A 25,769-nucleotide genomic window follows, 5' to 3' on the forward strand; every position below is an offset into this window, starting at 1 on the left:
ACGGGAGACTGTGTGGGAGAGTAGGACACCGCCGCAATATCTGTGAGGAAAGGCCCCGAACTTCGGTTCGGGGCCTTTCCGCATTTCCGGAAGTCGGCTATGAGCAGGCGAAGACGGATTCCATCGGGAGGTCCGGGCAGGTTCGGCAGAGGAACAGGTTGAGTTCCCCCATGTCGCCGAGCATGATGCCGACCGGCTCCCGGTCGGTGCGCGTCGTGGCCTCCTCCCGCGGCTCCCAGGTCCGCCAGGACTCGCCGTCGAATTCGCCGCTGGCGATCGTCAGCAGGTACTCCATGGGATGTCCGGCCGCGCAGTCGGGGCGAAGGACGTCCTGGCATGAGGCCGGCCAGCCGCCCACCTTCCAGCCGGGCGCCGTCGACAGGTGGTAGTGGTAGCTCCACTCGTGGGAAGGGTCGTCCTTGATGCCTCTGACGCGGTCCTGCAGGTCGTCGGGGAGTTCGCTGTAGTCGGGGTACTCGCGCACCCTCTCCGGTGACAGGACGCATGGGACGGGCAGGTAGTCCTCCTCGGCCTGCTCCGTGCGTTCCGGCGGGGAGGTGATCGGGCCGGTCACCGCGGCGGCGTCGCGCCATCGCAGCGTGACGGCGGGCGCGTAGTCCTCCCGGTGGTCGTGAGGGCACCACAGCACCTGCAGGACGTCGGCGCCGTCGGGGAAGGGCAGCTCGGGAACGTCGGCGGCGAAGAGCTGGAGGACGGGGACGAGGGGCACGGGTCGGGTCGGCACGGGCGCGCTGAGCTCCTCGTGCCGGTCCAGGTCCGCGCAGTGCGGCCACGGCTCACCGGCGGGCCACAGGAGGGGGCCGCCCGCGGAGCTCTCATGGACCTCCGGCGTGCCCGGACGCGGATGAAGGCGGACCGTGGTCCGCGCGAGTTCTGCCAGCTCCGGGACCAGTTCCTCGACCGCGACGGGTGGGGGCGGCGTGGTCAGGCGCCGTCCGGTCGTACCGCTCATCAGGTGACTCCTTGATCGGATCTCTCCGGCGATCTCCGCCGGCCCGCCATCCTTGCGGCTCCGACCGACAGAACGGCCGGGGAGATCACGAATGCGGAGATCACGAATGACGAAGGCGCGCTCCCGCATCGCCTGCGGGAACGCGCCTTGTCGGTGCGGAATCTTCGCCGGTCAGGCCTCCAGGAGGATCTTCCAGGCCGGGTCGGTGGTGAGGACGGTGAGGCGCTGGGTGGCCCGGGAGACCGCCACGTAGAGGGTGCGCAGGCCGGTGGGGGACTGGGTGGCGACGGTCTCCGGGGAGACCAGGACCGCGGCGTCGAATTCGAGGCCCTTGGCCTCGAGGACGTCGAGGGTCTGGACGCGGTCGGGGACGTCCCAGGTCTCGCGGGGCCAGCCGAGCGGGAGGATCACGCCGATGGTGCCGTCGACCTGGCCCAGGAGGTCGATGACGGCGTCGCGCGCGGCGTGCAGGAGAGCGGGCTCGCCCAGGTGCTCGTGGAGGCCGATGACGGCGTCGTGGCCGCTCCGCCGGACGGCGCGGGCGGGGACCGCGTCGGGGACTGCCTTGGCGAGGACCCGGGTGGCCACCGAGGCGATCTCGACGGAGTTGCGGTAGTTCGTGGTGAGTTCGTAGGCGTGGTGGGGGCGGCGGGGGGTACGGGAGGCTCCCCCTCGGCGGTTCCGGCCGCCTCGGCGGCTCTGGGGGCCGCGGGAAGGGTCGCGGCCCGGCTGGCCGCCCCTGTCGTTCGGGTCGGCGATGCCGAGGGCCGCGGACATGGCCGAGCGGGACGCCTCAAGGTCCTCCCAGGCGGCCTGGGCGGGGTCCTCCACGACGGTCCAGGTGGCCTGGCGGCCGCGGCGGCCGAGCATGCGCCACTGCATCGGGGACAGGTCCTGGGCCTCGTCCACGACGACGTGTCCGAAGTCGGTGGCCTCCTCGGCCTCGTCGTCGACGCGCCGGGCCCGCTCGGACCGCTCGATGGACGTCGACAGCTCCCGGTACTCCGGCTCCCAGTCGGCGACCTCCTCGCCGGTGAGGATGTTGACGCCGTCGACGACGTACGGGTCGTCCTCGCGGACCTTGCCCACGGGGCGCGGCGGCCGGCCGAGGACGGCGTCGATCTCGTCGAGGAGGGCGACGTCCTGGTACGACCAGTCGTCCTCGCGCGCGAACGACGCGGCGAGGCGGCCGATCTGCGCGGGGGTGAGGTCGCGGCCGGCGGACGCGCGCAGCCGGTCGGGGTCGCCGAGGGAGCGCAGCACCTCGGCGGGGGTGCGGATGGGCCACCAGGCGGTGAGGAAGTCGCCGAACTGGTCGCGGGCGTTGGCGGTGAACTCGCCGCGCTTGATGCCGGGCGCGTCGATGAGGCCGCCGATCTCCACGAACCTGTCCCACAGGGCGTCGAGGAGGGTCTCGGCGACCTTGCGGCGCGCGGTGTTGACGCTGCCGGAGACACGCTGGTGGAGCTGGCGGCGGATCTTGTCGAGGCGGGGCCGGTCGAGCCGGACGACGACGCCGGCGTGCACGACCGTCAGGAGGTCGGGCGCGCCCGGCGGGTGGTCGCCGACGGCGCGGCGCATGATCCCGGCCATCGCGCCCGCGCCCTTGATGCGGCTGAGCTCGGGGGTGTCGTGCCGGGTCGCGGCGACGCCGGGGACGAGGTCGCCGAGGGAGCGCAGCGCGGCCGAGCCCTCGCCGAGGGACGGCAGGACGCGTTCGATGTAGGCGGTGAACCGCTGGTTGGGGCCGACGATGAGGACGCCGCGCCCGCCGAACCTGCGGCGGTGGTGGAAGAGCAGGTAGGCGACGCGGTGCAGCGCGACCGCGGTCTTGCCGGTGCCGGGCCCGCCCCGCACGATCACCGTGCCGTCGGCGGGCGCGCGGATGATGACGTCCTGCTCGCGCTGGATGGTGGCGACGATGTCGCGCATCGCGCCTTCGCGGGTGCGGGCGAGGGACGCGAGGAACGCGCCGTCGCCGACGACGGTGAGGCCGTCGGCGCTGCCGGGCTGCAGGAGGTCGTCCTCGATGTCGATGACGCGGTGGCCGCGCGAGTGCAGGACGCGGCGGCGGATGATGCCGCGCGGGTCCTCGGGGGTGGCCCGGTAGAACGCCTCGGCGGCGGGGGCGCGCCAGTCGACGACGAGGGACTCGTGGTCGCGGGTCCGGACGCCGACCCTGCCGATGTAGAGCGGACCGTTCCGCTCCCCGGCCTTGTCCTCTGCGTCCTCTGCGGCTTCGGCGGACGCGGCGGCGGCAGCGGCGGCCGAGGCCTCGGCGTCGAGGTCGAGCCTGCCGAACACGAGCCCGTCGTCGGCGACGTTGAGCGCCTGGGCGCGCAGGGACGCCTGGTAGACCATGGCGTCCCGGTCGACGAGGGAACTGCGCGTGCCGGCCTGGGACTGCCGGAAGCCCTCCCGGATCATGTGCTCGGCCTCGGCGCGCATCTCGTCGAGGCGGACGTAGGCGGCGTCGACCCGGGTCTGCTCTGCGGCGATCTCCGCGTCCTTGACCTGCCCGGCGACCGGCCCGGACGCGGCGGCGCCCCCGCCCACTTCGCTCATACCGCTCCTGTTGGACTGCCCGGCCTCCGGCCGGGCGATGATCGGGCGCTCGGGATCACGCCGTGTGATTCCTCCGAGTGCGGAGCACTCAAAGGGCATCCATGAAGCCTATGCGGTCGGCGGGGTGTTGGTGGAGGCCTGTCCGGCCGGGGTCTCCAGGGCGGCTTTGATCCCGGTGAGGGTGGCGCGCATGCCCGCGCGGTTGAGGGCGGCGCGGCGCTGCGGCGGGGTGCCGGTGAAGATCCGGCCGAGCAGGGCGACGAGCCCGGCGGTGCGGCTGCCGCGGCGCAGGTCCTGCCAGTACTCGGTGAGGCGGGTGCCGGACCCGACGGGCTCCAGCCGGTAGCCCCAGAGCGCGACCTCCATCCGGAAGGTGGTGACGCGGAAGGCGAAGACCCTGCCGGGGTCGTACACGGAGACCTCGCAGGAGGTGAACCAGACGAACGGGCCGCGCCGGTTGAACCCGACGAACCTGCTCCACTCCTCGACCGGCTCGTCGCGGACCCAGACCTTGAACACCTCCGGCGACCACCGGACGACCTGGCGCGGATCGGACACCGCGGCGAAGACCTCGTCGGGGGAGGCGTCGATCAGCACGCTCTCCTCGGCGACCCACTCGCGTTCGGCCTCAGCACCCATGGGGCGATCCTCCCGCACTACGGTGAATCCCGTGAACACCGACCACCCGCATCCCCGGGAGGTGCCCGGCGCCTGGACGGCCTGGCCGGACGCCGCGCCGGAACTCGCCGAGGCGCTGGACCCGGCGCCCCTGGACGTCGTGCGGCGCGCCGCGGAGGCCGCCGCCCGCTGGCACGGGGACCAGAAGAGGCCGACGGGCGAGCCCTACACGGTCCATCTGTTCGAGGCCCTGGAGGTGGCGTTCGCGGGGGCGGGCGAGCGTGATCCGGAGGTGCTGGCGGCCGTGCTGCTGCACGACGCGGTCGAGGACACCGCGGCGACGGTCGCGGACGTGGAGGACGCGTTCGGGCCGGTCGTCGCCGAGTACGTCGACTGGCTGACCAAGCCCCCGGCGGCGAGCAAGCGGGAGAAGCGGACGGGCAAGGTCGCCTACCTGCGGAGGTTGCGGGAGGCTCCGCCGCAGGTGATCGCGGTGAAGCTGGCGGACCGGGCGAGCAACGTGTCGACCCTGGACCGGATGCCGCTGGACTTCCAGCGCCGCTACTACGCGGAGACGGTCACCTATGTGATGCCGCTCGCGGAGGGCGTGCCGTTCTACCAGCCGTGGTTCGCCGCGTGGGCGCGGCGGTTCGCCCATCTGCGCTGACGGAGGCCGTGCCGGCGCCGTCGGCGGCGGCCTCCAGTGCGGCGAGGAAGGCCGGGGCGGCGTCCGCCCAGGCGAAGCGCCCGGCCGCGGCGCGGTGGCCGCGCAGGGCCATGTCGGCGCGCAGGGCGGCGTCCGCCCGCAGCCGTAGGACCGCCTGAACTGCCGCGGCAGGGTTCGGGACGATCAGGCCCGCGCCCGTCTCCTCCAGCAGGTAGGAGGCCGCGGGGTCGGGTCCGGCGATCACGGGGACGCCGTGCGCCAGGTACTCGAGGACGGGCGTGGGCACCTCGGCGCTGACGGGCCGGGCGGGCCGCAGCGGGCCGAGGGCCGCCGAGGCGCCGGAGATGATCCGCAGCGCCCTGTCGTTCGGCACGAACCCGTACCAGCGCAGGGCCCCTTCGCGGACGGCGTCGCGCAGGAGCGGCCGGACGTCCTCGTCGGCGGGCCCGATGAGTTCGACCGCGATGCCGTGCTCGGCGAGGCCCCGGGCCGTCTCGATGATCTCCGCGACGCCTGCGGGCCGGGTCAGCCTGCCGAGGCGGACGACCCGGGGGTCGTCCGGGGGCCGGGGCGGAGCGGCCGGGACGGGCGTCAGCGTCGGGAAGACGCCGCCGAGGACCGCGGGGACGCCGCGGGGGACGGCCCGGCGCAGTTCCGGGTCGTGCAGCAGGTAGAGGTCGGTGTGTTTCGCGCGCTCGGCCAGGGCCCTTCGGGCGTGCCGCAGCGTGGCGAACCTGTGTGCCCGCAGCGGGACGTCGACGGGGGTGATCTCCCGCCAGGGCGTGGCCCGGTGTGCCCGGAAAGGGGCGATGTACGTGACCTTGTGGCCGCCGTCGAGCAGCGCCCGGATCTGCCGGTGCAGAATCCGCGCGTCCTCGGGGTGGTGGCCGACGGTGCAGACGCAGACCCGCATGGGGCCGCCTCCCGATCTTCCGCGATCCGACGATCTTGCTTGCAGATCCGACGATGTTGCTTACATCGGAATCGTGACCAGGAAGCGTGTACGGAGAGTGAACGGCACAAAGAGTTCTGCGTACGGCTGGAAAAGACCGCGGCCCCGCCTCACTGATCGGGAGGCGGGGCCGCGGCCGTGCGATGCGTCGGTACGACTAGTCCAGGTATCCCCAGGCCTTGACGATGTCGAGGAGCTTGGGGTCGATGGTCTCGATCGTGGGCAGGGGCCGGGCGGCCTGGACCTTGCCGGACTTGATGTTGGCGCTCCAGTCGCCGAAGACCGGCTTGATGGGGCCGTGGTCCTGGGCGCCGTAGTCGACCATGCCGGCCTCCCAGGGCAGGCCCAGGTACTCGCAGATCCGCTTGGTCTCGCGCTCGGGGTCGGCGGTGAGGTCCTCGTACCTGACGGTGACGCCGTCGAGGTTCTGGCGGGCCTCTTCGACACCGGCGACGTAGTTGTAGGTCTCCTGGACCACCGCGTCGAGCTCGGCGCCCTTGCGGCGGTTCATGACCGACTCGACGACCGACTGGGGGTGCCGGAGCAGGAAGATGTACCGGGCCTTCGGCCAGGCGGTGTGGAAACGGCGCCACATCAGGGCGTTGGCCGGCGTCTTGTCGACGATGACCTGGGCCTTGCTGCGCTCCATCTCGTGGTGGAGGATCCGGTCCCACAGCAGGTGTTCGAGTTCCTTGCGGGTGAGGCCGAGGGCGCCCATGACGTCGTCGGAGAACTCACGGCTGGGCTCGACCTTGAGGGTGCGCAGGTGCAGCTCGTGCGGCGCGCGGATCTGCGAGTGGCTGTTGAGGATCACTCGCAGCAGGGTCGATCCCGACCGTTGGGAGGACAGGACGAAGACGGGGGATGGGACGAGGCGCTTGGCTCCGTTTCGGCGGGATGGGACCTCGACGCGCCGCTTGGGCTTGACGCCGGGCGGCCGGAGCGCCTCCGCGAGGTGTTCGGTACGGCGGCGGATTGCCCGCTTGACTGCGGTGCTGCGCTGTGCTTCCTGCATCCCTCATGTCCCGGGTCGTTGGCGGTTCGCACGAGACGATAGCGACGAACCTTGCCAATCTGGACTATTGTTGCTGAATATTAACTGAGAAACAGGCAACCTCAGGTCCATTATGGGGCTCGCCACGACTGCTTGATGTACCGAACGCCGCGGCTGACGATCGCTGGGTGGCTCTTGACGAGGTTTTTCTTCTCCCCGGGGTCCTTGCTGAGGTCGTACAGCTCATAGACCCACCTGCCGTTGGGCGCGCTGTACTCCCGGCCCGGCGCCCACCCGATGAGCTTCCAGTCGCCGAACCGCACGGCCGCCGAGCACTGCCTGCCCCGTCCGTGCTCCAGCGCCCGGTGGGTCTTGGTCGATCCGGCGTGCAGCCGGAGCCAGTACAGGTACTCGTGGGTCGGGGCCCCGCCGGCGCCGTTGAAGACCTTGCGCAGCGAGAGCCCGTCGTTCGCCGGGGCCTTGGCGCCCGCGTAGTCGGCCATCGTCGCCATGAGGTCGATGTGGGTCGTCTGGTGGGTCGTGCGCTTGCGGACGGTCTTGCTCAGCAGCTTGGGCGACCAGACGATGAACGGCACCCGGATGCCGCCCTCGTAGAGGTTGCGCTTGATGCCCTTGAACGGGCCTCCCGCGTTGAAGAAGGCGGGCTCCACGCCGTTCTCCTCGTGGGCGCCGTTGTCGCCCGTGAAGATCACGATGGTGTTCTCGTCGAGGCCGTGCCGCTTGAGCGTGTCGAGCAGGAGGCCGGTGTAGGAGTCGAGCCGGGTGATCTGGGCGGCGTGGGTCTTGTTCGCCGGGTTCCAGGGCTTGCTCCCGTAGGCGCCCAGGTCGCTGATCACCGACGGGGCGTGCGGCAGCGGCAGGGTGAGCAGGAGCAGGAACGGCTCGTCCTTGTTGTTCTCGATGAACTCCAGGGCCCGGTCCATGATCAGGTCGGGGCCGTACAGGGCGCCGTAGTCGTCGAAGTTGCCCGGCAGGCTGACCTTGTTGCGGTTGTTCCACAGGAAGCGCGGATAGTAGCTCTTGGCCGCGTGGTGGGTCATGTACCCGAAGAACTCGCCGAAGCCGCGCGCGTTGGGGTGGCTGCCCTCGTCCCCGGCGTTCCGTCCGAAACCCCACTTGCCGAACAGGCCGGTCTTGTAACCCACGGCCTGGAGCATGTCGCCGATGGTGATGGTCCCCGCCGGAATGGGCAGCTCACCCTCCTTCGGGGGGTTGCGCCGCACGGGGTTGTGCCCGGCGTGCAGGCCGGTCAGCATCGACGCGCGGGAGGGCGCGCAGACGGGTGCGGGCGCGTAGGCGTCGGTGAAGCGCAGACCCTCGTTCGCCATCTGGTCGAGGCGCGGCGTCTGGATCTTCGTCTGCCCGTAGGCGCCGAGCTGGCCCCAGCCGAGGTCGTCGGCGTTGATGATGACGAAGTTCGGCTTGCCGGCCACGGGTCCGCGCTGGGCGACGTCGCCCATGGGCTCTACTTCGGCGAGATCGCCGTGCGGTGAGCTGGGCGGCTGTTCGGGCGCGGCCAGGCGCTCTTTGGGCGCGGCGGACCCGTCGCTCTGCGAAGGCCAGACCGCGCAAGCGGCCGAGCCCGCGGCAAGAACGCCCGCGCCGAACAGGAAGCGACGCCTGTCAGTCAAGAGAAGACTCCTGGGGGAGAGTTGGGGGACCGGAGGCAGCTTAGCGAGATCGACGTCCGTAAAGATTGCTAATCGCTTCGGACAGCTCATGTTGGTCGTCCGTTCATGTGCGTCTGGGAAGGTTTGGGGTGACGTTCGGTCACACTGTGTTGGAACCTGACCAGTATTGATAGGTGGCGATGACGGATCTGGCCTGGGTCGAGTCACCACTCCAGTTGCTGTCGGTGCTGGAGGCTCGGCACGCGGGACTGCTCGGTCCGGTGACGGTGCGGGTCCGCACGGGTTCGCCCGCGCTCGCCGCGACCGCCGCGGAGGCGGCGCGGCTGGGACTGCCCTCGGGAACCGCGCTGGAAGACGCGACCCGCGCTTCGGCCGGCCGCCGGGCCTGGGCGCTCGGCGACGCGTTCTCCGGGCAGGCGCAGTCGGCGCTGCTGACCGGGCGCGCCCCCGGGCGCGTCGTGCTCGTCGACGACGGCCTGGCGACCCTGCATCTGCTCGGTCTCCTGTCCGGGCCGTGGCGGTCGCCGCTGATCCGGGCGCGGGCCAAGGCGGGGCTCGTGCGCCGCGGTCTCGGCGCACTCGCCGGGGCGCGGCTGCGCTCGCTCGCCGAGGCGGGCCGGGTGACGGTCTTCACGGCGCTGCCGGTCCCGTCCGCGGTCATGGCGCGGGCCAGCCGGGTCGGCATCTCGGTCGTCACGCACGACTTCCCGTACCTGCGCTCGCTGCCCGCCGACCCTGCCCCGCCCGAGCGGCTGGTGATGCTCGGCACCTCGCTCGTCGCCAACGGGCTGATCGACCGCGGCGCGTACGTGCGGTGGCTGAACGGGCGGGCCGCGGTGGAGCCGTTCGTCTACCACCCGCACCGGCGCGAGTGCCCGCAGGTGCTCGACACGCTGCGGCAGGACCCCCGGGTACGGGTGCACGAGTCGAAGCTGCCGGTCGAGATGAGCCTGCGCGGCCTGACCTCCTGGCACCGCGTGGTCAGCCTGCCGTCGACGGCCCTGTCGTCGCTGCGAGTCCTGCTGGGCGGGGCGGGACCGGCCATCGAGGGCGTCACCGTCCCGCACGAGTGGTGGACCGACGCGGCGGACCCGTCGCTGCGCACCCATCTCAGCCTTTTCACCGTGGGGCCGGAGTTCGCTTGAGGATCCTCGCCGTCGCCGATTCCGATTCCTATCTCAAGTGGGGCGCCGCGCTGCTGCGCGGGCTCCCGGGCGAGCACCGGCTCGTGGTGGTGCGCTCGCCGATCACGCCGTCGGCGCAGCAGCGGGCCGCCGCGGTGAGCGGGAGCGGCCTCGACGTCCCGCGGGTGGTGTCCGCCCGCGGGTACCGGGCGCTGCTGCGCCGCTTCGATCCGGACGCGGTGCTGCTCGCCTGCACCGGGCCGGTCGTGCGCGCGCTCGCGCCCGCGGTCTCGCGGGGCCGCCGCCGCGTCCTGGCGACAGGGCTGCCCGGTATCTCGATCCCGGCCACCCAGCGCGCTTGGGAGCTGCGGGCCTCCGCCGACCTCTTCGTGGTGCACAGCGGCCGGGAGGTCGAGGAGTTCGCCGCGATCGGCCGGTCGCTGGGGCTGCCCGGCAAGGTCGTCCGGACCACGCTGCCGTTCCTGGGCGGCCTGCCCGAGGCGGGCGCGCCCGATCGCGTCGTGTTCGCGACGCAGGCGAAGGTCCCGGTGCTGAGGTCGGAGCGGGAGGACGTGCTGCACGCGCTCGCCGCGCTGGCGCTCGCCCGGCCGGACCTCAGGGTCGTGGTGAAGCTGCGCGCGCTGCCGGGCGAGGAGCAGACGCACCGCGAGCTGCTGAACTACGCCGACCTGTGGCGGGACCTGCCCTATGACCAGGGCCTGCTGGAGTTCGACGCGGGCCCGATGCGCGCGCACCTGAAGTCGGCCGCCGGGTTCGTCACGGTCAGCTCGACGGCGGCGCTGGAGGCGATCGCCGCGGGGGTGCCGCTGCTCGTCCTGGAGGACTTCGGGGTCTCCGCCGAGATGATCAACCTGGTGTTCGAGGGCAGCGGGGTGCTCGGCACGCTCGACGAACTCGCGCGCGGCTCCTTCAAGAAGCCCGACCCGCGCTGGTGCCGGGAGAACTACTTCCATCCGGCAGACGAGGACGACTGGGCCGACTCCCTCGACGACCTCGTGGCCGCCGCGCCCGGACTGCCGCCGAGGCCGCGGGCCGCGGGCGGCCGCAAGGAGCGGCTGCGCGCCCGGCTGCGGGTGGAGCTGCCGCCTCCCGCCTACCTGGCGCTCATGCGCGTCCGCCGCGTGCTGAGCCGGGGCTGATCGGCGAGGCCCGCCACCCCTTCCAGCAGTTCCCTGCGCTCGGGTCCCCAGCCGTGCAGGACCGAGGCGAGGACGTCGGCGGGCAGCGCGCGCAGGGTCGTGGCCGCCCGCGCGCGCTGGGCGGCCCGCAGCTTCGGGGTGAGGCGGGCCTCCGCAGTGATCTGCCGGGCGATGATGGCGCAGTAGTTGCGGATCGCCTTGTAGCGCATCTCCGGGGGCTCGCCGTCGGCGTCGAGGTCGGCGAGGATCGTGTCGAACGCGTCGAAGAAGTGGAGCTGGCGGGCGTCGCCGATGCGGGTGAGCGAGGTCGTCGTCCCGCGCCGGTAGAAGACGCCGCGCAGGGAGACGACGGCGAAGTCGTCGGCGCGCCGGTAGAGCCGCCAGAACCAGGGCCGGTCCTCGGCGGTGTGCAGCCTCGGGTCGAACTCCAGCAGCGGCCCCAGTGAGCGCCGGTAGATCCCTGCCCAGGTGTAGGGGTAGTCGACCATCGACTTGTCGTGCTGGGGCAGGATCGCGGCGCGCGCCGGCAGCGGCTCGCCGAGCCGCGCCTCGGGCGGGACGCGCAGGATCCGCCGCGCGCCGCGCGCCTCGATGTGGTCGGTCATGACGAAGTCGCAGCCCAGCGCCTCGATGGCGGCGACGAGTTCGGCGAGGTAGCCGGGCCGGATCCAGTCGTCTCCGTCCAGGAAGGTGACGTATGCGCCCGAGGCCTCGGCCAGTCCGGTGTTGCGGGCCGCCGACGGGCCGCCGGGCGTCTCGCGCGTCAGGACCTTCAGGCCGGGGACGCGGGCGCGGCGCAGCAGGTCCGCGGTGGCGTCGGCCGAGCCGTCGTCGACGACGAGGAACTCGAAGCCGGGGCGGGCGTTGGCCGACAGGGAGGCGAGGAGGTCCGGGACGTAGCGGGCCACATCACGGACAGGGCTGATCACCGAGAGGACGGGCATGGCGGGGGAGCGCTCCGAGGTGCAGGACCCGGCGCAGCCGCTGCGCCGTGCCGGGGGCGGGCAGGCCGAGCGCCGCGAGCCCGGAGGCAGGGAAGTACCCGTGCGCGGCGTCGGCTCCGGTGAGGTGCGCGACGGCCGCCGGGCGGAGTTCGGGGAGCTGGCCGGGCCGCAGCGTGTAGGAGAGGGCGTCGAGGAGTGGCTGGAGAGGAGGGCGGGCCGGGGGGACGAGCCGGCCGCCGCGGGTGAGCAGCGGGACGGTCAGGTGGGTGAGGGTCGCGGCGACCCGCTCGGAGGTGGGCACGAGGCGGCGGGTGCCGACCGCGGCGACGGTGGCGCCGCCGATCCGGGCGAGCGCGGTGAGCGTCGCCGAGGCGTGTCCGACGGCGAGGACGGGCCGCGCCGACCAGGGATCGGCGACGGTCCCGACGGCCAGGCCCAGCCGCCGCGCCTCGCGCAGGACCGCCCCGGGCACGGTCTCGCCCGCGCAGCGCAGCGAGGTGATGCCGCGGGCGGCGACGGCCCGCACCGCCGAGGCCAGCATGACCTGCTCGGCCTCGGCCGGGAGCACCCCGCGCGCCGCGAGGTCCTCGGGCAGCAGCAGGGCGCCCTTCGCGGCGGGCGCGGGCGCGTCCGGCGGGCCGAGCAGCGTCTGGAGGGGCGCCGCGGGCACCGGGGTGGAGACGAGGCCGTATTCGCGCAGCAGCAGCGGGGACAGCCCAGGGACGAGGTCGAGGTGGAGCAGCCGCGTGATCCGCGAGCCGACGCCGTCCGGCGGCCTGACCTCGGTCGGCCCGTAGGAGTCGAGGCCCGCCGCGCACACGGTGATGCGGGCCGCGGTGAGGACCGCGCCGAGCGTCGCCAGCGCGGCGGGCGCGTCGACGACGAGCCTGATCGGCCCCGCCAGCGACCAGCGCTGGGTCAGCCAGCGTTCCAGGACGGGCAGGTCCTGGGGGCGGGGCGTCCAGCCGAGGGGGCGCAGCGGGGCGAACTCGGCGTCCCAGTCGAGGACGTCGGTGAAGCGCGCGGCGACGGCGGGGCCGGGCGGGACGGACGCCAGCAGGATCCGGCGGGGCGCCGCGGGCAGCAGCCCGAGGTCGAGCGCCGCGGCGAACGCGGCGGCGCCGAGCCGGGTGGCCGCCGCGCACAGCAGGACCCGCCCGCGTACCGGGCCCGGAGGGTACGCGCCGGACACCGGCTCAGTCCCGACGCGGGTCGACCCGGCGCAGCGCGGCGACCGCGAGTTTGCGGCGGCGGCTCGCCCGGGGCAGCGCCGCGGAGACGAGCGCGCGCTCGGTGGCCGGAAGCCCGCCGGGCAGGCCCAGCGAGGTGAGGCGGCGCCGCTTGAAGTACCGCTGGACGTCCGGCCACTTGTCGGCCAGGTAGGCGGCGGCCGCGGAGCGCAGCTCGGGCCGGGTGCCCGCCTGCATGGCGTACGTGACCGCCGTGACCAGGGGTTCCAGGGCGGGGCCGGGGAACTCCGGTTCGGTGAGCGCGCCGTCCTCGCCGAGCGCCGGCACCGTCGCGTCGACGATGGTGACGGGCACGCGGTTGCTGTTCTCGTAGGGCGCGAGCCTGTCCAGCAGCTCGGCGGTGCCGACCGCCGCCGCGGGGACGCCGTAGTAGCGCGCCGCGGTGATCTGCGCCGTGGAGAAGCAGCCGACGATCAGTGCGGGCCGTACCGCCGCGCACCAGGCCTCGGCCGGTACGGGTTGGTCGACGACCAGGAGCCGCGCGCCGAGGCGCCTGGCCTCGTCCGCCAGGCGTTCGGTCGCACGGACCGGACTGGCCGGATGGGGCTTGAAGAGCACGGTCGTGTGCCCATGGGCCACGACTCCACGCAGCATCGCCACATGAAGGTCATCTTCCTCCTGCGCGGTCAGGATTTCCAGAGCGGCCAGGTACTGACCCACGACCAGTGGCGTGCCTTCGGGGACCGAGCCGCCGCCGGGCGCGGTCAGCGAGGGCCGGACGGCGTCGGTCAGCTCGTCCAGCACCTTGCGGAAGGCCGCGTCGGGGATGGTCGCCGAAGGCACCTCGTACTCGCGTAGCAGGTGCGGGACGAGCCCGGGCACCAGGTCGAGGTGCAGGAGCCGGTCGATCCGGCTGCCGACGCCGGACGGCAGGGCGCTGCGGGTCGGCCCGTAGGACATGAGCCCGTCGGAGTAGACGGTCACCGGCGCGTCGAAGAACAACGCGCACAGGGTCCGGGCGGGCGCGACCGCGACCGACTCGACGACCAGCTCGACGTCCTGCCCGGTGAGGCCCCACCTGTCGCGGAGCCACCGCTCGTACAGCGGCAGCTCCTCCTCGCGGGGCTGCCAGCCCGACGGGTGCAGCGGCGCGATCTCGGCGTTCCAGTCGATGAGCGCGTCGAAACGGTTCCCGATGGCCGCCCACCCGGGCTGCTCGGTGAGCCCGGGGGTGAGTTCGGGAATGGCCGCGTTGTTGCTCACGACGAGGACGCGCCTCGCGTGCCCGTCGCCGAGGAGCCCGGCGTCGAGGGCGGCGGCCAGGGTCAGGGCCCCGAACGGGGTCGAGGCCAGGAGGATCTGCGTAGCGCTCAAGCGTCGATGCCCAACAGGTCGGCGAACAGGTCACGGCGTTCCCCGCCGAGCCCCGGCAGGGCCTCGGCGAGCGAGTCGGGGGGGAACCCCTCGACGGTCTTGCGGGCGCGGCGGCGCAACTCCCGGCGCAGGGCCGGGGTGAGCCTGTCGCGTTCGGTCAGGTGGTGGGCGATCATCGCGCAGTACGTCCGCACGGCCTTGCGGCGCAGCTTCTCGGCCTCCGGATCGGACTCCAGCTCCGCCAGGACGAGGTCGAACGCGTCGAAGAAGTGCATCTGCCGGGCGTCGCCGATGCGGGTGAGCGACCCGGCGACCGCGCGCCGGTAGAAGACCCCCGCCAGGGAGGCGACGGCATAGCTCGACGCCTCCCTGTGCAGCCGCCAGATCCACGGCCGGTCCTCGGCGGTGTGCAGCCGGTCGTGGAACCGGAGCAGGTCGCCGAGGGAGCGCCGGTAGACGCCCGCCCACGCGTACGGGTAGTCGACCATCGACCTGTCGTGCACCGGCAGGATCGCCGCGCGCGGGTCGAGGACCTGCCCGCGGCGGCCCATCGGCGCCCGGTGCAGCACGTGCCGCCGCCCGGTCACCTGGATGTGGTCGACCCGGACGAAGTCGCACCCGAGCCCCTCGATCGTGTCGGCGAGCGCCGTGAAGTACCCGGGCGCGACCCAGTCGTCGCCGTCGAGGAACGTGACGTACTCGCCGCGCGCGGCGTCCAGCCCGGTGTTGCGGGCTCCACTCAGGCCCAGCGGGGACGGGTTGGTGAGCACGGTCAGGCCGGGCACCCCGGATTCGGCGAGCAGCCGCGGCGTGTCGTCGCGGCTGCCGTCGTCGACGGCGAGGAACTCGATGTCCGGGGCGGTGTTGCGGCGCAGGGTGAGCAGCATGTCCCCGACGTAGGCCTGGACGTCCCGCATGGGGATGACGACCGTCAGCCGGGGCGCGCCCGTCTTGCTCGCCGCCATCAGGCGGTGGTGCGCCGCAGCCGCTCGCGCGGCTCGGCCTCGCCGGGGAAGACCCGCTTGACGCCGTCGCCCAGAGCGCTCTCGATCACGCGGATGTCGCGGACGAGGTGCTGGAGGCCGGTCGGCTCCAGGGAGGCGGCGTGGTCGGAGCCCCACATGGTGCGGTCGAGGGTGATGTGCCGTTCGATCGCGCACGCGCCGAGGGTGACGGCCGCGAGGCTGATCTGGAGGCCGCGCTCGTGTCCGGAGTAGCCCACGGGGACACCGTAGCGCTCACGGAGCGTGGTGATGGTGCGCAGGTTCGCCTCTTCGGCGGGCAGCGGGTAGGTGGAGGTCGCGTGCAGGATGACCAGCTTCTCCGTGCCGAGGATCTCGACCGCCGCGTCGATCTCGGCGATTTCCGACATCCCGGTCGAGAGGATGATCGGCTTGCCGGTGGCGGCCAGCGCGCGCAGCAGCTCCCGGTCGGTGATCGACGCGGACGCCACCTTGTGCGTGACGACGTCGAACTCCTCAAGGAAGTCGACCGAAGGCACGTCCCAGGGGGAGGCGAACCACTGGAGGCCGCGCTCGCCGCAGTACTTGGCGATCTCGGCGTACTGCTCGTGGTCGAACTCGACCCGGTGCTTGTACTCCAGGTAGGTCATGTCGCCCCACGGGGTGGAGCGCATCTTCGACTGCTGGTCCAGCGGGACGCAGATCTCCGGGGTCCGCTTCTGGAACTTCACGGCGTTGCAGCCCGCGTTGGCGGCGACGTCGATGAGCTGCCGGCAGATGGACATGTCGCCGTTGTGGTTGATGCCGATCTCGCCGATGACGTAGACGGGCCGGCCGTCGCCGACGTGGAGGTCGCCTATGCGGACCGGGGTGCTGATGGGAGACATGCCGTTATTCCTCGCTCTGGGAAGTCTTGTGGGTGAGGACGAGGTCGCAGACCTCGCGGACCGCGCCCCCTCCGCCCGGACGGGTGAGCACCAGTCGGGCCGCCGCGAGGACGTCCGGGTGCGCGCCGGGCACCGCGACCGGCCAGCCCACGAGGGCCAGGCAGCCGAGGTCGTTCACGTCGTTGCCGACGTAGGCGACGCGGGCGGGGTCCCACCCGGCGTCGCGCAGGTATTTCTCGAGCACGGCCGCCTTGTCGGCGATGCCGTGCAGGACCGGGACGCCGAGTTTCTCGGCGCGGGCCCGGACCACGGGGTTGGTCTCGGTGGAGAGGATCAGGAACGGGACGCCTGCCTTCTTCAGCAGCGAGACCCCCATGCCGTCCTCGCGGGAGACGGTGACGGTCTCGGCGCCGTCCTGGCCGACGCCGGCCTTGTCGTCGGTGTGGACGCCGTCGAAGTCGGTGACGACCGCGTCGACGTCGAGGGGCTCAGGGCCGCCGGCCAGGGGGGCGAGGGCGCGGGCGACGGCGAGGTCGGCGTGGGAGTCGATCTCCACGGCGTGCTCGCGCGGCACGGGCTGGGCGGCGATGGTCCCGAAGAACCGGTGGCCGTGCTCCAGCAGCCCGGTGGTCCGCATCACGTAGAAGGCGCCGGTCTCGCGGTAGTGCGGGGCGCGGTCCTGGCGGCGGGGCCGGAACGCGGCGCTGTGGCCCACTCCGGCCAGTCCCTCGGGGCCTTCGGCCCACTGGAACTCGTGGCATTCCAGGGCCGAGAAGACGGTGTCGGCGGTCCCGTCGAGGACGCGCGTGATGGCGGCGTCGAGGTCGGCGGGGTCGAGGAACGGCGACGTGCACTGGATCAGGACGGTCGCCTCGGGCGTCTCGGGCAGGGCCGCGAGGGCGTGCAGAACGGCGGACTCCGAGGTCGCGGTGTCGCCGGAAAGCTCGTCGGGGCGGTCCACGACGCGGGCTCCGGCGGCCCGGGCGACCTCGGCGATCTCCCGGTCGTCGGTGGAGACCAGCACGGTCCCGACCGTCCGGGCGGCCTGGGCCGCGCGGATCGCCCGGGTGATCAGCGGGACGCCGCCGACCCGGGTGAGGTTCTTGCCGGGGACGCCCTTGGAGCCGCCCCGGGCCGGGATCACGCAGACCGCCCGTCCCGTTTCACGTCCGCTGTGGAGTCGCACACATCTTCCTGTCGTCGCCGCCCGGTGGTCGGGCAGAGGACTCCGACGCTAAGAGGCCGATGTGACGCGCTGTGAGCGCGGAGATGAACGACGAAAGACCGAGGTGTGGACACTCACGCGCCGGGTGCGTACCTTATGTTCGCCTTGACCGGGGCATGATCGTTTAGAGGGAGTTCCCTCGCCAAGGCTCCAGGGTCCGGCTAATGTGCATGTGCTCCCTTGTGACAGGAATTCTCGCGTGTCCCATCCCAAAGCCAGCGTCATCGTGCCGGTCTACAACTGCCGGACGAGCCTGGAGCGCTGCGTCGGATCCGTGTTCGCTCAGAGTCTGAGCGACCTGGAACTGATCTGCGTCGACGACGGTTCGACCGACGGCAGCCTCGACCTGCTCCGGCAGATCACCGACCCCCGCCTGACGGTGATCACCCAGCCCAACTCCGGCGGCCCCGGCGCCCCCCGCAACGCGGGCCTGGACCGGGCGACGGGGGAGTTCGTCCTGTTCCTGGACGCCGACGACTGGCTCGGGCCGCGCGCCCTCGAGCTCATGGTCGCCATGGCCGAGGACAACGACACCGACATCGTGATCGGCAAGTACGTCGGCGTCGGGCGCAAGGTCCCCGTCCGGCTGTTCCGCCAGACGGTCGAGCGCACGACGATCTACGACGACAGGCCCGACCTGTACGCCACCCTGGCGCCGCTCAAGCTGTTCCGGCGCGACCTCATCGGCGACATGCGCTTCCCCGAGGGCCTGCTGTCCCACGAGGACCAGGAGTTCACCGCGCTGGCCTACTTCAAGGCCAAGGCCGTCAGCGTGCTCGCCGACTACGACGCCTACTTCTGGGTGGAGCGCGAGGACGGCAGCAGCATCATGCAGCAGGGCGGCGCCGTCGACGACGCGTTCTTCCCGGTGATCGGCCGGGTGATGCGCCTGGTCGAGGAGCACACCGAGCCGGGCAACGCCCGCAACCGGATGCTGCGGCGGCACTTCCGCGAGGAGATCACCTCCCGCTTCGGCCGCGCCTACCTGGCCGCGTCGCCCGAGAGCCGGGCGGTCACCGAGGCATACGCCCGCGACCTGATGGAGCGGCACCTCGTCCCGGAGATCACCGAGGCGAGCGCCCCCTTCTTCCGCCAGTTGTCCTACTGCCTGCTCAACGGGCGTGCCGACCTGCTGCCCGAACTCGTCGCCTACCGGGTGGCCGTGGAGGCCGAGGAGGCCGTCCCGCCGCTCAAGGTCGTGGACGGGCGCGTCTACCAGGCCACGCCGGGCTTCGGCGAGCTCCCTGACCCCTGCTTCGACGTCTCCGACCGGATCCCGTTCCGGGTCGAGCTGACCCGGGCCGAGTGGGAAGGCTCGGGCCTCGTCCTGGAGGGCGACGTGGAGCTGCCTGGGGGCGCCCCGGCAGGGCTCTCGGTGGTGCTGCGCGACCGGAGCGACGATCCCGTCGAGTTCCTGTTCGCGGTGGCCTCGGAGAAGCCGTTCCGGGTCGTGCTGGACTTCGCCCGGACCACGCTCGCCAAGGGCCGCTGGGACCTCGTGGTGCGCGCCTCGCTGGACGGGGTGCCGGTGGCCGCCCGGCCGTCGCTGGGCGAGCTCGACGTGCCCGGCGACAGGTACGTGCCGGTCGCGGACGGCAAGCCCGTGGTCCGCGGGCACGTCACCGACTACGGCAACCTCAGCGTCGACGCCGGATGGCAGTCCAGGACGCCGGAGTGGCCGGTCTCGGCGCGGGTCGAGGGCGGCGTGCTGGCGGTCGCCGGGAGGATGCCGGCGTCCACCCCCGTCAAGATCGTGGCGAAGCTCCGCGGCGAGGACGACGTGATCGAGGCCCCGGCGCTCTTCAGCGGCGACTCCTTCACCGCGGCCCTGCCGCTCAAGCAGATGCGCGACGGCATCTGGCAGGTCGAGTTCGAGGTGGGCGGGATGCGCGGCGCGTTCCTGCCCGACGGGCTCGCCTCGGGCCGGGTCGGGCTGCGCAGGACCGGGCGGCCGTACCGGACGAACGGCGGGCGCCTCGCGGTGAGCCTCGCCCCGGCGCCGGTGCTGCCGCGGCTGCTCGCCAAGGCGGGACTGCGCGCCAAAGCCTGACTTTCGTGGACCCGACTTCCGAGGGCGGTCCGGGTTCGGGTCCGCGGAAGGGCGTCTGTGCATACCCTTAACGACATGTCCGCAAGATCCCGCTTGTTGGGGAACGTCGGGATCATTGCGGCACTGACCGCGGTGGGCCTCGGCCTGTTCGCCTGCCTGCTCGGCCCGTCGAACACGGTGCCCGAGAGCGGCGGCGGGTGGTCGCTCTCGGCCGATCCGAGTGCGGCCCTGATCGTCGCGCTGACCTTCGGCATGGTCGGCTTCGGCACGGTCGGCGTCTGCCTCTGCCTCCTGGCCCTGCGCCTGGGCTGGCTGCCCGCCCCACGGATGCTCCTGTACGGGGGCCTGCTGGCCGCTCTGGCCTTCGCGCTGGTTCCGGTGGGTGGATCCACCGATGTCCAGAGTTATGCCCTGTACGGACGAATCCTCCTGCTGGGCCATGATCCCTACCAGACGGTGCCGCAGCTCCTGATCGATCTGCGCGATCCCGTCGCGGCCTACGCCCCGCAGGCTTGGCGGCAGACCCCCTCGGTCTACGGGCCGGTCTCGAACGCGATGTTCGCCGGGGCCGCCTGGCTCGGCGGGACGTCCATGTTCGCCATCGTCTCGGTGCTCAAGCTCGCCGCGGCGGGCGCGTTCGCGGCGGTCGCGGTGCTGCTGCACCGGCTGGCCGAGGGCCCGGCGGCCAAGGTCAGGGCGCACGTCCTGTGGACCTGCAACCCGCTGATGCTCTGGGCCTGCGCGGCAGGGGCGCACAACGACGTCTTCGGCGCGGCGTTCATGGTCGCGGCCTTCGCCGTCTTCTTCAGGGCCTCCCAGCGCACCCCTGCGTGGGCGGCGGGCATGTACGCGGGCGCGCTGATCGGGCTCGCCGGCGGCGTCAAGGCCCCGTTCTTCATCGCCGGGCTGGGCCTGGCCTGGGTCGCGCGGCGCTCGGCGCCGACGCTGCTCGGGCTGCTCGGCGGGGTCGCGGCGACCGGGCTCGGCTGCTACCTGATGGCCGGGCCGCGGGCGTTCGAGATCCTCATGGAGAAGTCCTCGGACGCCTCGCCCACCAACCCGTGGCGGTATCTGCCGCGCTGGGGGATCGACACCACCCACTCCCAGATGGCCCAGCTCGGCTACCTCTGCGCCGCGGTGATCGTCGCTGCGCTGCTGTGGAAGCTGACCCCTGCGGCCACCCGGCAGGGGCAGGCCGCGCGGGTCGCGTTCGCGGTGTGCGCCGCGGTGCTCATCGCCTCGCCCGTCCAGCATCCCTGGTACGACCCGCTGATCTTCCCGCTGCTGGCGCTGGCCCCGCGCACCAGGATCGACGGCCTGATGCAGATCCGGCTCGCCGTCGGCTCCCTGGGCTTCCTGCCGGGCGTGCCGCAGTTCCGCGGGAACCCGTGGCCGGACCCGATGCCGTTCGTGCGCGACCCGGTGAACAACTGGTGGACGTCCGCCGCGCTGGGAATGATCATGATCATTGTCGTGATCATGATGATGATTCCGGAGCGAACTACCCGTAAGCGCACCGATGAAACGGATTCCCCAGGCGAAACAGGCGTTCTCGCCGCCGCCGGGAGATGACGGACCTCCCACACGGTGGGATGTCCCGGCATGGGGAATGGCTCACGTCGTACACTCCGCTGACCGAGCAATGACGGATAAGCGCATGACCAGTGAACTGCCACCGAAATATGTGAGAACTCCTGATGATCAGTGTCATCGTGCTCGTCTCGGGCGACGAGCCGGATACGCGTGAGAGCCTGGAGTCGCTGGCACGGCAGACGTACGCCGACTTCGAGGCCCTCGTCGTCCATGACGGCGCCCTCCCCGAAGGCGGACTGCCCGACGAGCGATTCAAGGCGCTGGCCGGATCCGGCCTGAGCCGGGGGGCCGCGCGGGAGCTGGGCGTGAGCTCGGCCCGAGGCGAGTACCTGTTCTTCGTCGACGAGGGGGACCGGACCCCCGCCGATGCGCTGGAACTCCTGCACACCGCGCTCGCCGGGTCCCACGCGGACTTCGCGGCCGGCAACGTCGGCGTCATCACCGAGACCGGCGGGGTCCGCAGGTCCTGGCTGCACAAGGGACCCTTCGCATCGCGCAAACACGCGACGTCCCTCCGCAAGAATCCCGGCCTGCTCAACGACAGGCTGGTGACGGGCAACCTCTTCCGCCGGACGTTCTGGGACGCCGCCGGGCTGCGGTTCCCCGACGCCGACCGCCTCCCCGACCTCGCCCCCGCGGTGCTCGCCTACCAGCTCGCCCAAGCGGTCGAGGTGCTCCCCGAGTTCGCCGTCGAACGCCGCGCCCCCCTCCAGGCGGGCCCCACCACCGACCCGAATGACGCCGCCAGCGCCTTCGCCGCGGTCGCCGCCATCCGCGGCGCACTCGACGGCCGCTGGAAGGCCGCCGACCGCCGTGCCCTTGAGCTGTCCCTGCTCGACCGCGAACTGCGGGTCTTCCTCGACGCGCTCCCCGACGCCGAACCCCAGGACCGCGCCCGGACCGTCGAGCTGGCCGCCGAGTTCGCCGAGACCGTCGAGCCCCGGATCTTCCAGGAACTGGGCACGCTCAGCCGGCTGAAATGGCATCTGGCGTCCCGGCGCCTCGTCACCGAACTGGTGAAGGTCGTCCGGTACGAGCGAGGCGGCACGAACCCGTCGATCGTGCGGGACGGGCTGCGGCGCTACGTCGTCTACCCCTACTGGAAGGACGACGCCCTCGCCATCCCCGCCGCCGTCTACCGGGCGGGCTCCGAGGTGCACCTGCGCGGCCGCGTCGAGGAGATCACCTGGCGCGGCGGGAAGATCGCCGTCTCCGCGCAGGCCGACATCGCCTCGGTGCCGATGCGGCGACGCTGGCGCTCCACCAAGGGCGTCACCCTCCGCCAGGGCAAGCGCAGGATCCGCGTGCGGGCCCGGCAGTCGCTGCGCCGCAAGGCCTGGCGCGGCCTGGAGTTCACCGTGGACCCGGCGCGGCTGCGGCGGCGCGGCGGCTGGAAGGACGGCGTCTGGCAGGTCCGGGCCTGGGTCTTCGCCGACGGCCTCCTGCGCGAAGGGCCCCTGCAGGCCGGATCGACCGGGTCCGGGCTCTACCCGCCGTACGGGTATGTGGCCGACGATGTCCGGATCGTCCCTGAAATGGTCGACAAGAAGCTGCGGCTGCGGGTCGAGACCGTCCAGGCGAAGATCACCGGACTGCGGTGGGACGGCGACGTGCTGGAGGTCACCGGGAGCGCGAAGGGCGCCGGGAAGGGCGCAGGCAAGGGCAAGAAGGGCGGCGGGCGGCTCACGCTCATCCGCCTCGACAAGTCCGTGTCCTTCCCCGTCGAGTTCACCGGGGCCGGCGGCAAGGGCGGGCGGGCCTTCACCGCCCGCATCCCCCTCGCCGAACTCCCCGAGGTGCGGCAGGACACCACCAAGCTCGACGACACCGTCGCCTGGCAGTTCCAACTGGACGGCGTCAAGGTCGTCCTGGCCGAGGAGAGCGAGCCGGAACGGCTCCTCACGGGCGAACGCGAGGCGATCGCCGGGCGCAACGGCTCCGGATACACCCAGCTCAGCCTGCGGACCGCCCGCTACCTGGTGGAACGGGCCGAACTCGACGCGAACGGCGTGCTCACGCTGCGCGGCGCCCACGCCGTCCACCGGGACGGCACCGTCGTCCTGCGGGCGCGCGGCCGCAAACAGGACCTCTCCTTCCCGATGCGGGCCGGCGAGACCGTCATCCCGCTCACCCGGATCACCTCACTCGCCGGCACCCTTCCGCTGCGTGCGGGCAAATGGGACGTCCTGTTCCACGTGGGCGACGCGCGGCCCCTCGCCGTCCGGCTCGCCGACGACGCGGTGCTGCCCGAGGCGGTCGAGGTCGGATACCGGCCCTACGCCGTGGAGAGCCAGGGCGGCAAGGTCGTGCTGGAGGTCGGCAACGACATCCTGCCCGAGGAGCAGGGTGCCTCCGCCAGGATGCGGCAGGAGGCCAGGCTCAAGGTCAAGGAGCAGGGGCTGCGCGACGCCGTCCTGTTCAGCTGCTTCAACGGGCGGCTCTACGCCGACAGCAACAAGGCGATCCACGAGGAGCTGGTCCGCCGCGGCAGCACCCTGGAACAGCTCTGGGTCGTCGGCGACGGGCAGGTCGAACTCCCCCCGACGGCCAAGGCCGTTCGGCTCAACGGGCGCGACTGGCACGAGGCCGTCCACACCTCGCGGTACATCGTCACCAACCACCGGCTCGGCGACTGGTTCCGGCGGCACCCCGACCAGACCGTCCTGCAGACGTGGCACGGCACCCCGCTGAAGAAGATCGGCAGGGACGTCAAGGAAGTCCACTTCGCTTACGCGCCGGGCATGCAGAAGGCCCACGCGGCGACCGTCGGCGAGGCGAAGCTGCCGGAGTGGACGCACCTGGTGTCGCCCAACCCGTTCAGCACCGAGATCCTCCGGCGGGCGTTCAAGTACGAGGGCGAGATCATCGAGGCGGGCTACCCCCGCAACGACGTCCTGTACTCGCCCGACGCCGACGCCATCGCCGCGTCCGTCCGCGAGAAACTGGAGATCCCGGACGGCAAGAAGGTGGTGCTGTACGCGCCGACCTGGCGGGACGACCAGTTCTACGGGCAGGGCAGGTACAAGGCCGACTGGAACATCGACCTCGACGTGTTCGGCCGGGAACTCGGCGACGACCACGTGCTCGTCGCCCGGCTGCACCCGAACGTCGTCGACGGCGCCCCGGACGCCCCGTTCCTGCGGGACGCCTCCCTCTACCCCGACATCGCCGAGCTGTACCTGGCGGCCGACGTCATGGTGAGCGACTACAGCTCGGTGATGTTCGACTTCGCGAACCTCCGCCGACCCATGCTCTTCTACACCTACGACCTCTCCCACTACCGCGACAAGCTCCGCGGCTTCTACTTCGACTTCGAGTCCGAGGCCCCGGGCCCCCTCCTGGAGACCACCGACGCCCTCGTCGAAGCCCTGAAGAACCTGGACGTCGTGGCCGAGAAGTACAGCCCCGCCTACGACGCCTTCCACGCCCGCTTCTGCTCCCTGGAGGACGGCCACGCCGCCTCCCGCGTGGTGGACCGGGTCTTCGGCAAGGACTGACCCCCACAGCAGCGGCAAGGCCCGCCTCCCGGAAGGGAGACGGGCCTTGCCGCGTGAGGGCTACTTGCAGTTCGGGGCGGGGATGGGCCGGCCGAGGAACTGGGCGCGGGCCCGGTTGAAGTTGCAGACGTACTTGGCGTGGACCTTCTTGATGCTGGTCTTGCCGAGGTGCTTGATCTGGAGGATCGCCTCGTCGTCCTGGTGGAGGGAGCCCCAGGTCATGTTGGCGCTGCCGGTCCAGACGAACTTGCCGATCTTGGCGCCGAGCTTGCCGGAGATCAGGGTGTACTTGGAGTGCATGGGGTTCGGGCTGGTGTACTCGCCGAAGTCGTACACCTTGATGCCGGCGTTCCGCAGCGTCGGGATGACCGCGGTGCGGGTGCCGTCGGCCGGGTCGACGGTCGTCATGACCTCGACGATGCAGCCCTTGCGGACCAGGCCTGCCAGAGCGGTGACGACCTCGTCGCGCTTGCTGTTGAACGCGCCCGTGGCGATCCGGATGTGGCTCTTGGCGGTCTTGCCCTTCGGCGTCTTGTAGACGCACTTGACCTGGCGCAGCGTCTTGGCGACCGGGTCGTTGGTCTGCTTGGCCTTGGGGAAGAACTGGACGGCGGACTCGGGGCTGGCGATGACGCCGCCGCGCTTCTTCCAGTAGTTCGCGACGGGCTTGCGGGCCCACAGGTCGTTGAAGTACTGGTCGTAGGCGCGGTAGGTGCCCGCGGCGTTGGCGAGGACGACCGCGTCGTTCCAGTCGGTGGTGGTGCCGCCGGTCGCGTTGAGGTTCTGCGAGGTCTGCACGACGACGTTCGCGGTGCCGCGGGTGTTGCTGAAGAGGAAGAACTTCGTGTGGTTCAGCTTCTCGCCGATGCACGCCCGGGTCTCCGGGCAGGTGATCGCCTTGTCGCCGCCGATCGCGTCGCGGACCCGCTCGAAACCGGTCGGGGCGTAGTCGGGGCCCCAGCGCTTGAGGGAGAACTTGTCGGCGACGATCCGGACGTCGACGCCCCGCCGGTCGGCGGCGATGAGCGCGTCGGCGATGCCGTAGGCGTTGGAGAACCGGTAGACGCTGATCCGGATCTTGCTGCCGGAGCGGGCGCCCTTCACCAGTTTGGTGATGCGGTTCTCGATGTTGCGCGCGCCCTTGTCGGTCATCGGGTTGTTGAACACCACGTGCGACTTGACCCCGCCCGCCGCGGCAGCCTGCGCCGTCGGTAGCGCCACGACCGTCCCGGCCGCCGCCACCGTCGCCAGCACCCCGGCGAGCCCACGTCTGCGGGCCTTGCTCCTCAGCACCCCGAAACCTCCCCAGCCACGTACAAGAACATCAGCGCGTGACATTACC

General features: G+C 72.2%; 19 protein-coding genes. 6 read left to right on the forward strand and 13 right to left on the reverse strand.

Going from position 1 to position 25,769, the window contains the following annotated elements; all coding sequences use genetic code 11:
• Positions 1-97: 97 nt before the first annotated feature.
• From ACYVOM_RS27085 to ACYVOM_RS27095, 3 genes are all read right to left on the reverse strand, one after another.
• Complete coding sequence (locus ACYVOM_RS27085) at positions 98-973, reverse strand: YwqG family protein (RefSeq protein ID WP_460306335.1); 876 nt, start codon at positions 971-973, stop codon at positions 98-100.
• 171 nt (positions 974-1,144) lie between these two features.
• Positions 1,145-3,538 carry a HelD family protein gene (locus tag ACYVOM_RS27090; protein ID WP_460306336.1) on the reverse strand — a complete coding sequence of 798 codons (2,394 nt, stop codon included), beginning with the start codon at positions 3,536-3,538 and terminating at the stop codon, positions 1,145-1,147.
• A 108-nt stretch (positions 3,539-3,646) separates the two neighbouring features.
• Positions 3,647-4,177 carry an SRPBCC family protein gene (locus ACYVOM_RS27095; protein ID WP_460306337.1) on the reverse strand — a complete coding sequence of 177 codons (531 nt, stop codon included), beginning with the start codon at positions 4,175-4,177 and terminating at the stop codon, positions 3,647-3,649.
• A gap of 31 nt (positions 4,178-4,208) precedes the next feature.
• Here ACYVOM_RS27095 and ACYVOM_RS27100 point away from each other — a divergent pair, with 31 nt between their 5' ends.
• Positions 4,209-4,823 carry an HD domain-containing protein gene (locus tag ACYVOM_RS27100; protein WP_460306338.1) on the forward strand — a complete coding sequence of 205 codons (615 nt, stop codon included), beginning with the start codon at positions 4,209-4,211 and terminating at the stop codon, positions 4,821-4,823.
• On the opposite strand, the gene ACYVOM_RS27105 is transcribed toward ACYVOM_RS27100, so the two are convergent.
• The 3 genes from ACYVOM_RS27105 to ACYVOM_RS27115 all read right to left on the reverse strand — a co-directional run bounded on the left by ACYVOM_RS27105 (position 4,735) and on the right by ACYVOM_RS27115 (position 8,421).
• Entirely contained in the window at positions 4,735-5,736 is a 1,002-nt protein-coding gene (locus tag ACYVOM_RS27105) for a glycosyltransferase (RefSeq protein ID WP_460306339.1), read from the reverse strand. The genes ACYVOM_RS27100 and ACYVOM_RS27105 overlap by 89 nt on opposite strands.
• A 196-nt stretch (positions 5,737-5,932) precedes the next feature.
• Positions 5,933-6,790, reverse strand: a complete 858-nt coding sequence (locus tag ACYVOM_RS27110; protein WP_460306340.1) for a sulfotransferase family protein — start codon at positions 6,788-6,790, stop codon at positions 5,933-5,935.
• 110 nt (positions 6,791-6,900) lie between these two features.
• Positions 6,901-8,421, reverse strand: coding sequence for an arylsulfatase (locus ACYVOM_RS27115; protein ID WP_460306341.1), 1,521 nt, complete (start codon positions 8,419-8,421; stop codon positions 6,901-6,903).
• A 179-nt stretch (positions 8,422-8,600) separates the two neighbouring features.
• Here ACYVOM_RS27115 and ACYVOM_RS27120 point away from each other — a divergent pair, with 179 nt between their 5' ends.
• Both ACYVOM_RS27120 and ACYVOM_RS27125 read left to right on the forward strand, forming a co-directional pair.
• Entirely contained in the window at positions 8,601-9,566 is a 966-nt protein-coding gene (locus tag ACYVOM_RS27120) for a hypothetical protein (RefSeq protein WP_460306608.1), read from the forward strand.
• The gene (locus ACYVOM_RS27125) at positions 9,563-10,705 is read left to right on the forward strand and encodes a DUF6716 putative glycosyltransferase (protein WP_460306342.1); all 1,143 of its coding nucleotides are present in this window, start codon (positions 9,563-9,565) and stop codon (positions 10,703-10,705) included. The genes ACYVOM_RS27120 and ACYVOM_RS27125 overlap by 4 nt, the downstream gene beginning before the upstream one ends.
• Here the strand turns inward: ACYVOM_RS27125 and ACYVOM_RS27130 are convergent.
• Genes ACYVOM_RS27130 through ACYVOM_RS27155 form a run of 6 tightly spaced genes read right to left on the reverse strand, consistent with a single transcriptional unit; the run spans position 10,660 to position 17,248 of the window.
• On the reverse strand, positions 10,660-11,649 hold the full coding sequence (locus ACYVOM_RS27130; RefSeq protein ID WP_460306343.1) for a glycosyltransferase family 2 protein: 990 nt from the start codon (positions 11,647-11,649) through the stop codon (positions 10,660-10,662). The genes ACYVOM_RS27125 and ACYVOM_RS27130 overlap by 46 nt on opposite strands.
• A complete protein-coding gene (locus ACYVOM_RS27135; RefSeq protein ID WP_460306344.1) occupies positions 11,615-12,841 on the reverse strand; it encodes a hypothetical protein in 1,227 nt (408 codons plus the stop codon). The genes ACYVOM_RS27130 and ACYVOM_RS27135 overlap by 35 nt, the downstream gene beginning before the upstream one ends.
• A gap of 4 nt (positions 12,842-12,845) precedes the next feature.
• Complete coding sequence (locus ACYVOM_RS27140) at positions 12,846-14,213, reverse strand: alpha-2,8-polysialyltransferase family protein (protein WP_460306345.1); 1,368 nt, start codon at positions 14,211-14,213, stop codon at positions 12,846-12,848.
• On the reverse strand, positions 14,210-15,178 hold the full coding sequence (locus ACYVOM_RS27145; protein WP_460306346.1) for a glycosyltransferase family 2 protein: 969 nt from the start codon (positions 15,176-15,178) through the stop codon (positions 14,210-14,212). The genes ACYVOM_RS27140 and ACYVOM_RS27145 overlap by 4 nt, the downstream gene beginning before the upstream one ends.
• Positions 15,178-16,062 carry an N-acetylneuraminate synthase family protein gene (locus ACYVOM_RS27150; protein WP_460306347.1) on the reverse strand — a complete coding sequence of 295 codons (885 nt, stop codon included), beginning with the start codon at positions 16,060-16,062 and terminating at the stop codon, positions 15,178-15,180. The genes ACYVOM_RS27145 and ACYVOM_RS27150 overlap by 1 nt, the downstream gene beginning before the upstream one ends.
• Before the next feature lie 4 nt (positions 16,063-16,066).
• A complete protein-coding gene (locus ACYVOM_RS27155) occupies positions 16,067-17,248 on the reverse strand; it encodes a cytidylyltransferase domain-containing protein (RefSeq protein ID WP_460306348.1) in 1,182 nt (393 codons plus the stop codon).
• Between the two features lie 238 nt (positions 17,249-17,486).
• Between ACYVOM_RS27155 and ACYVOM_RS27160 the strand changes: the two genes are divergently transcribed.
• The 3 genes from ACYVOM_RS27160 (at position 17,487) to ACYVOM_RS27170 (ending at position 24,427) form a co-directional block, all read left to right on the forward strand.
• Positions 17,487-19,337 (forward strand): glycosyltransferase family 2 protein, encoded by a 1,851-nt coding sequence (locus ACYVOM_RS27160; protein WP_460306349.1) that lies wholly within the window; start codon positions 17,487-17,489, stop codon positions 19,335-19,337.
• Positions 19,338-19,412: 75 nt separating this feature from the next.
• Positions 19,413-20,909 carry a polyprenol phosphomannose-dependent alpha 1,6 mannosyltransferase MptB gene (gene mptB / locus ACYVOM_RS27165; RefSeq protein ID WP_460306350.1) on the forward strand — a complete coding sequence of 499 codons (1,497 nt, stop codon included), beginning with the start codon at positions 19,413-19,415 and terminating at the stop codon, positions 20,907-20,909.
• 125 nt (positions 20,910-21,034) lie between these two features.
• Positions 21,035-24,427, forward strand: coding sequence for a CDP-glycerol glycerophosphotransferase family protein (locus tag ACYVOM_RS27170; RefSeq protein WP_460306351.1), 3,393 nt, complete (start codon positions 21,035-21,037; stop codon positions 24,425-24,427).
• A gap of 60 nt (positions 24,428-24,487) precedes the next feature.
• Here the strand turns inward: ACYVOM_RS27170 and ACYVOM_RS27175 are convergent, their stop codons facing one another.
• On the reverse strand, positions 24,488-25,720 hold the full coding sequence (locus ACYVOM_RS27175; RefSeq protein ID WP_460306352.1) for a phospholipase D-like domain-containing protein: 1,233 nt from the start codon (positions 25,718-25,720) through the stop codon (positions 24,488-24,490).
• Positions 25,721-25,769: the final 49 nt, after the last annotated feature.

This window comes from Actinocorallia aurea, assembly GCF_054783995.1.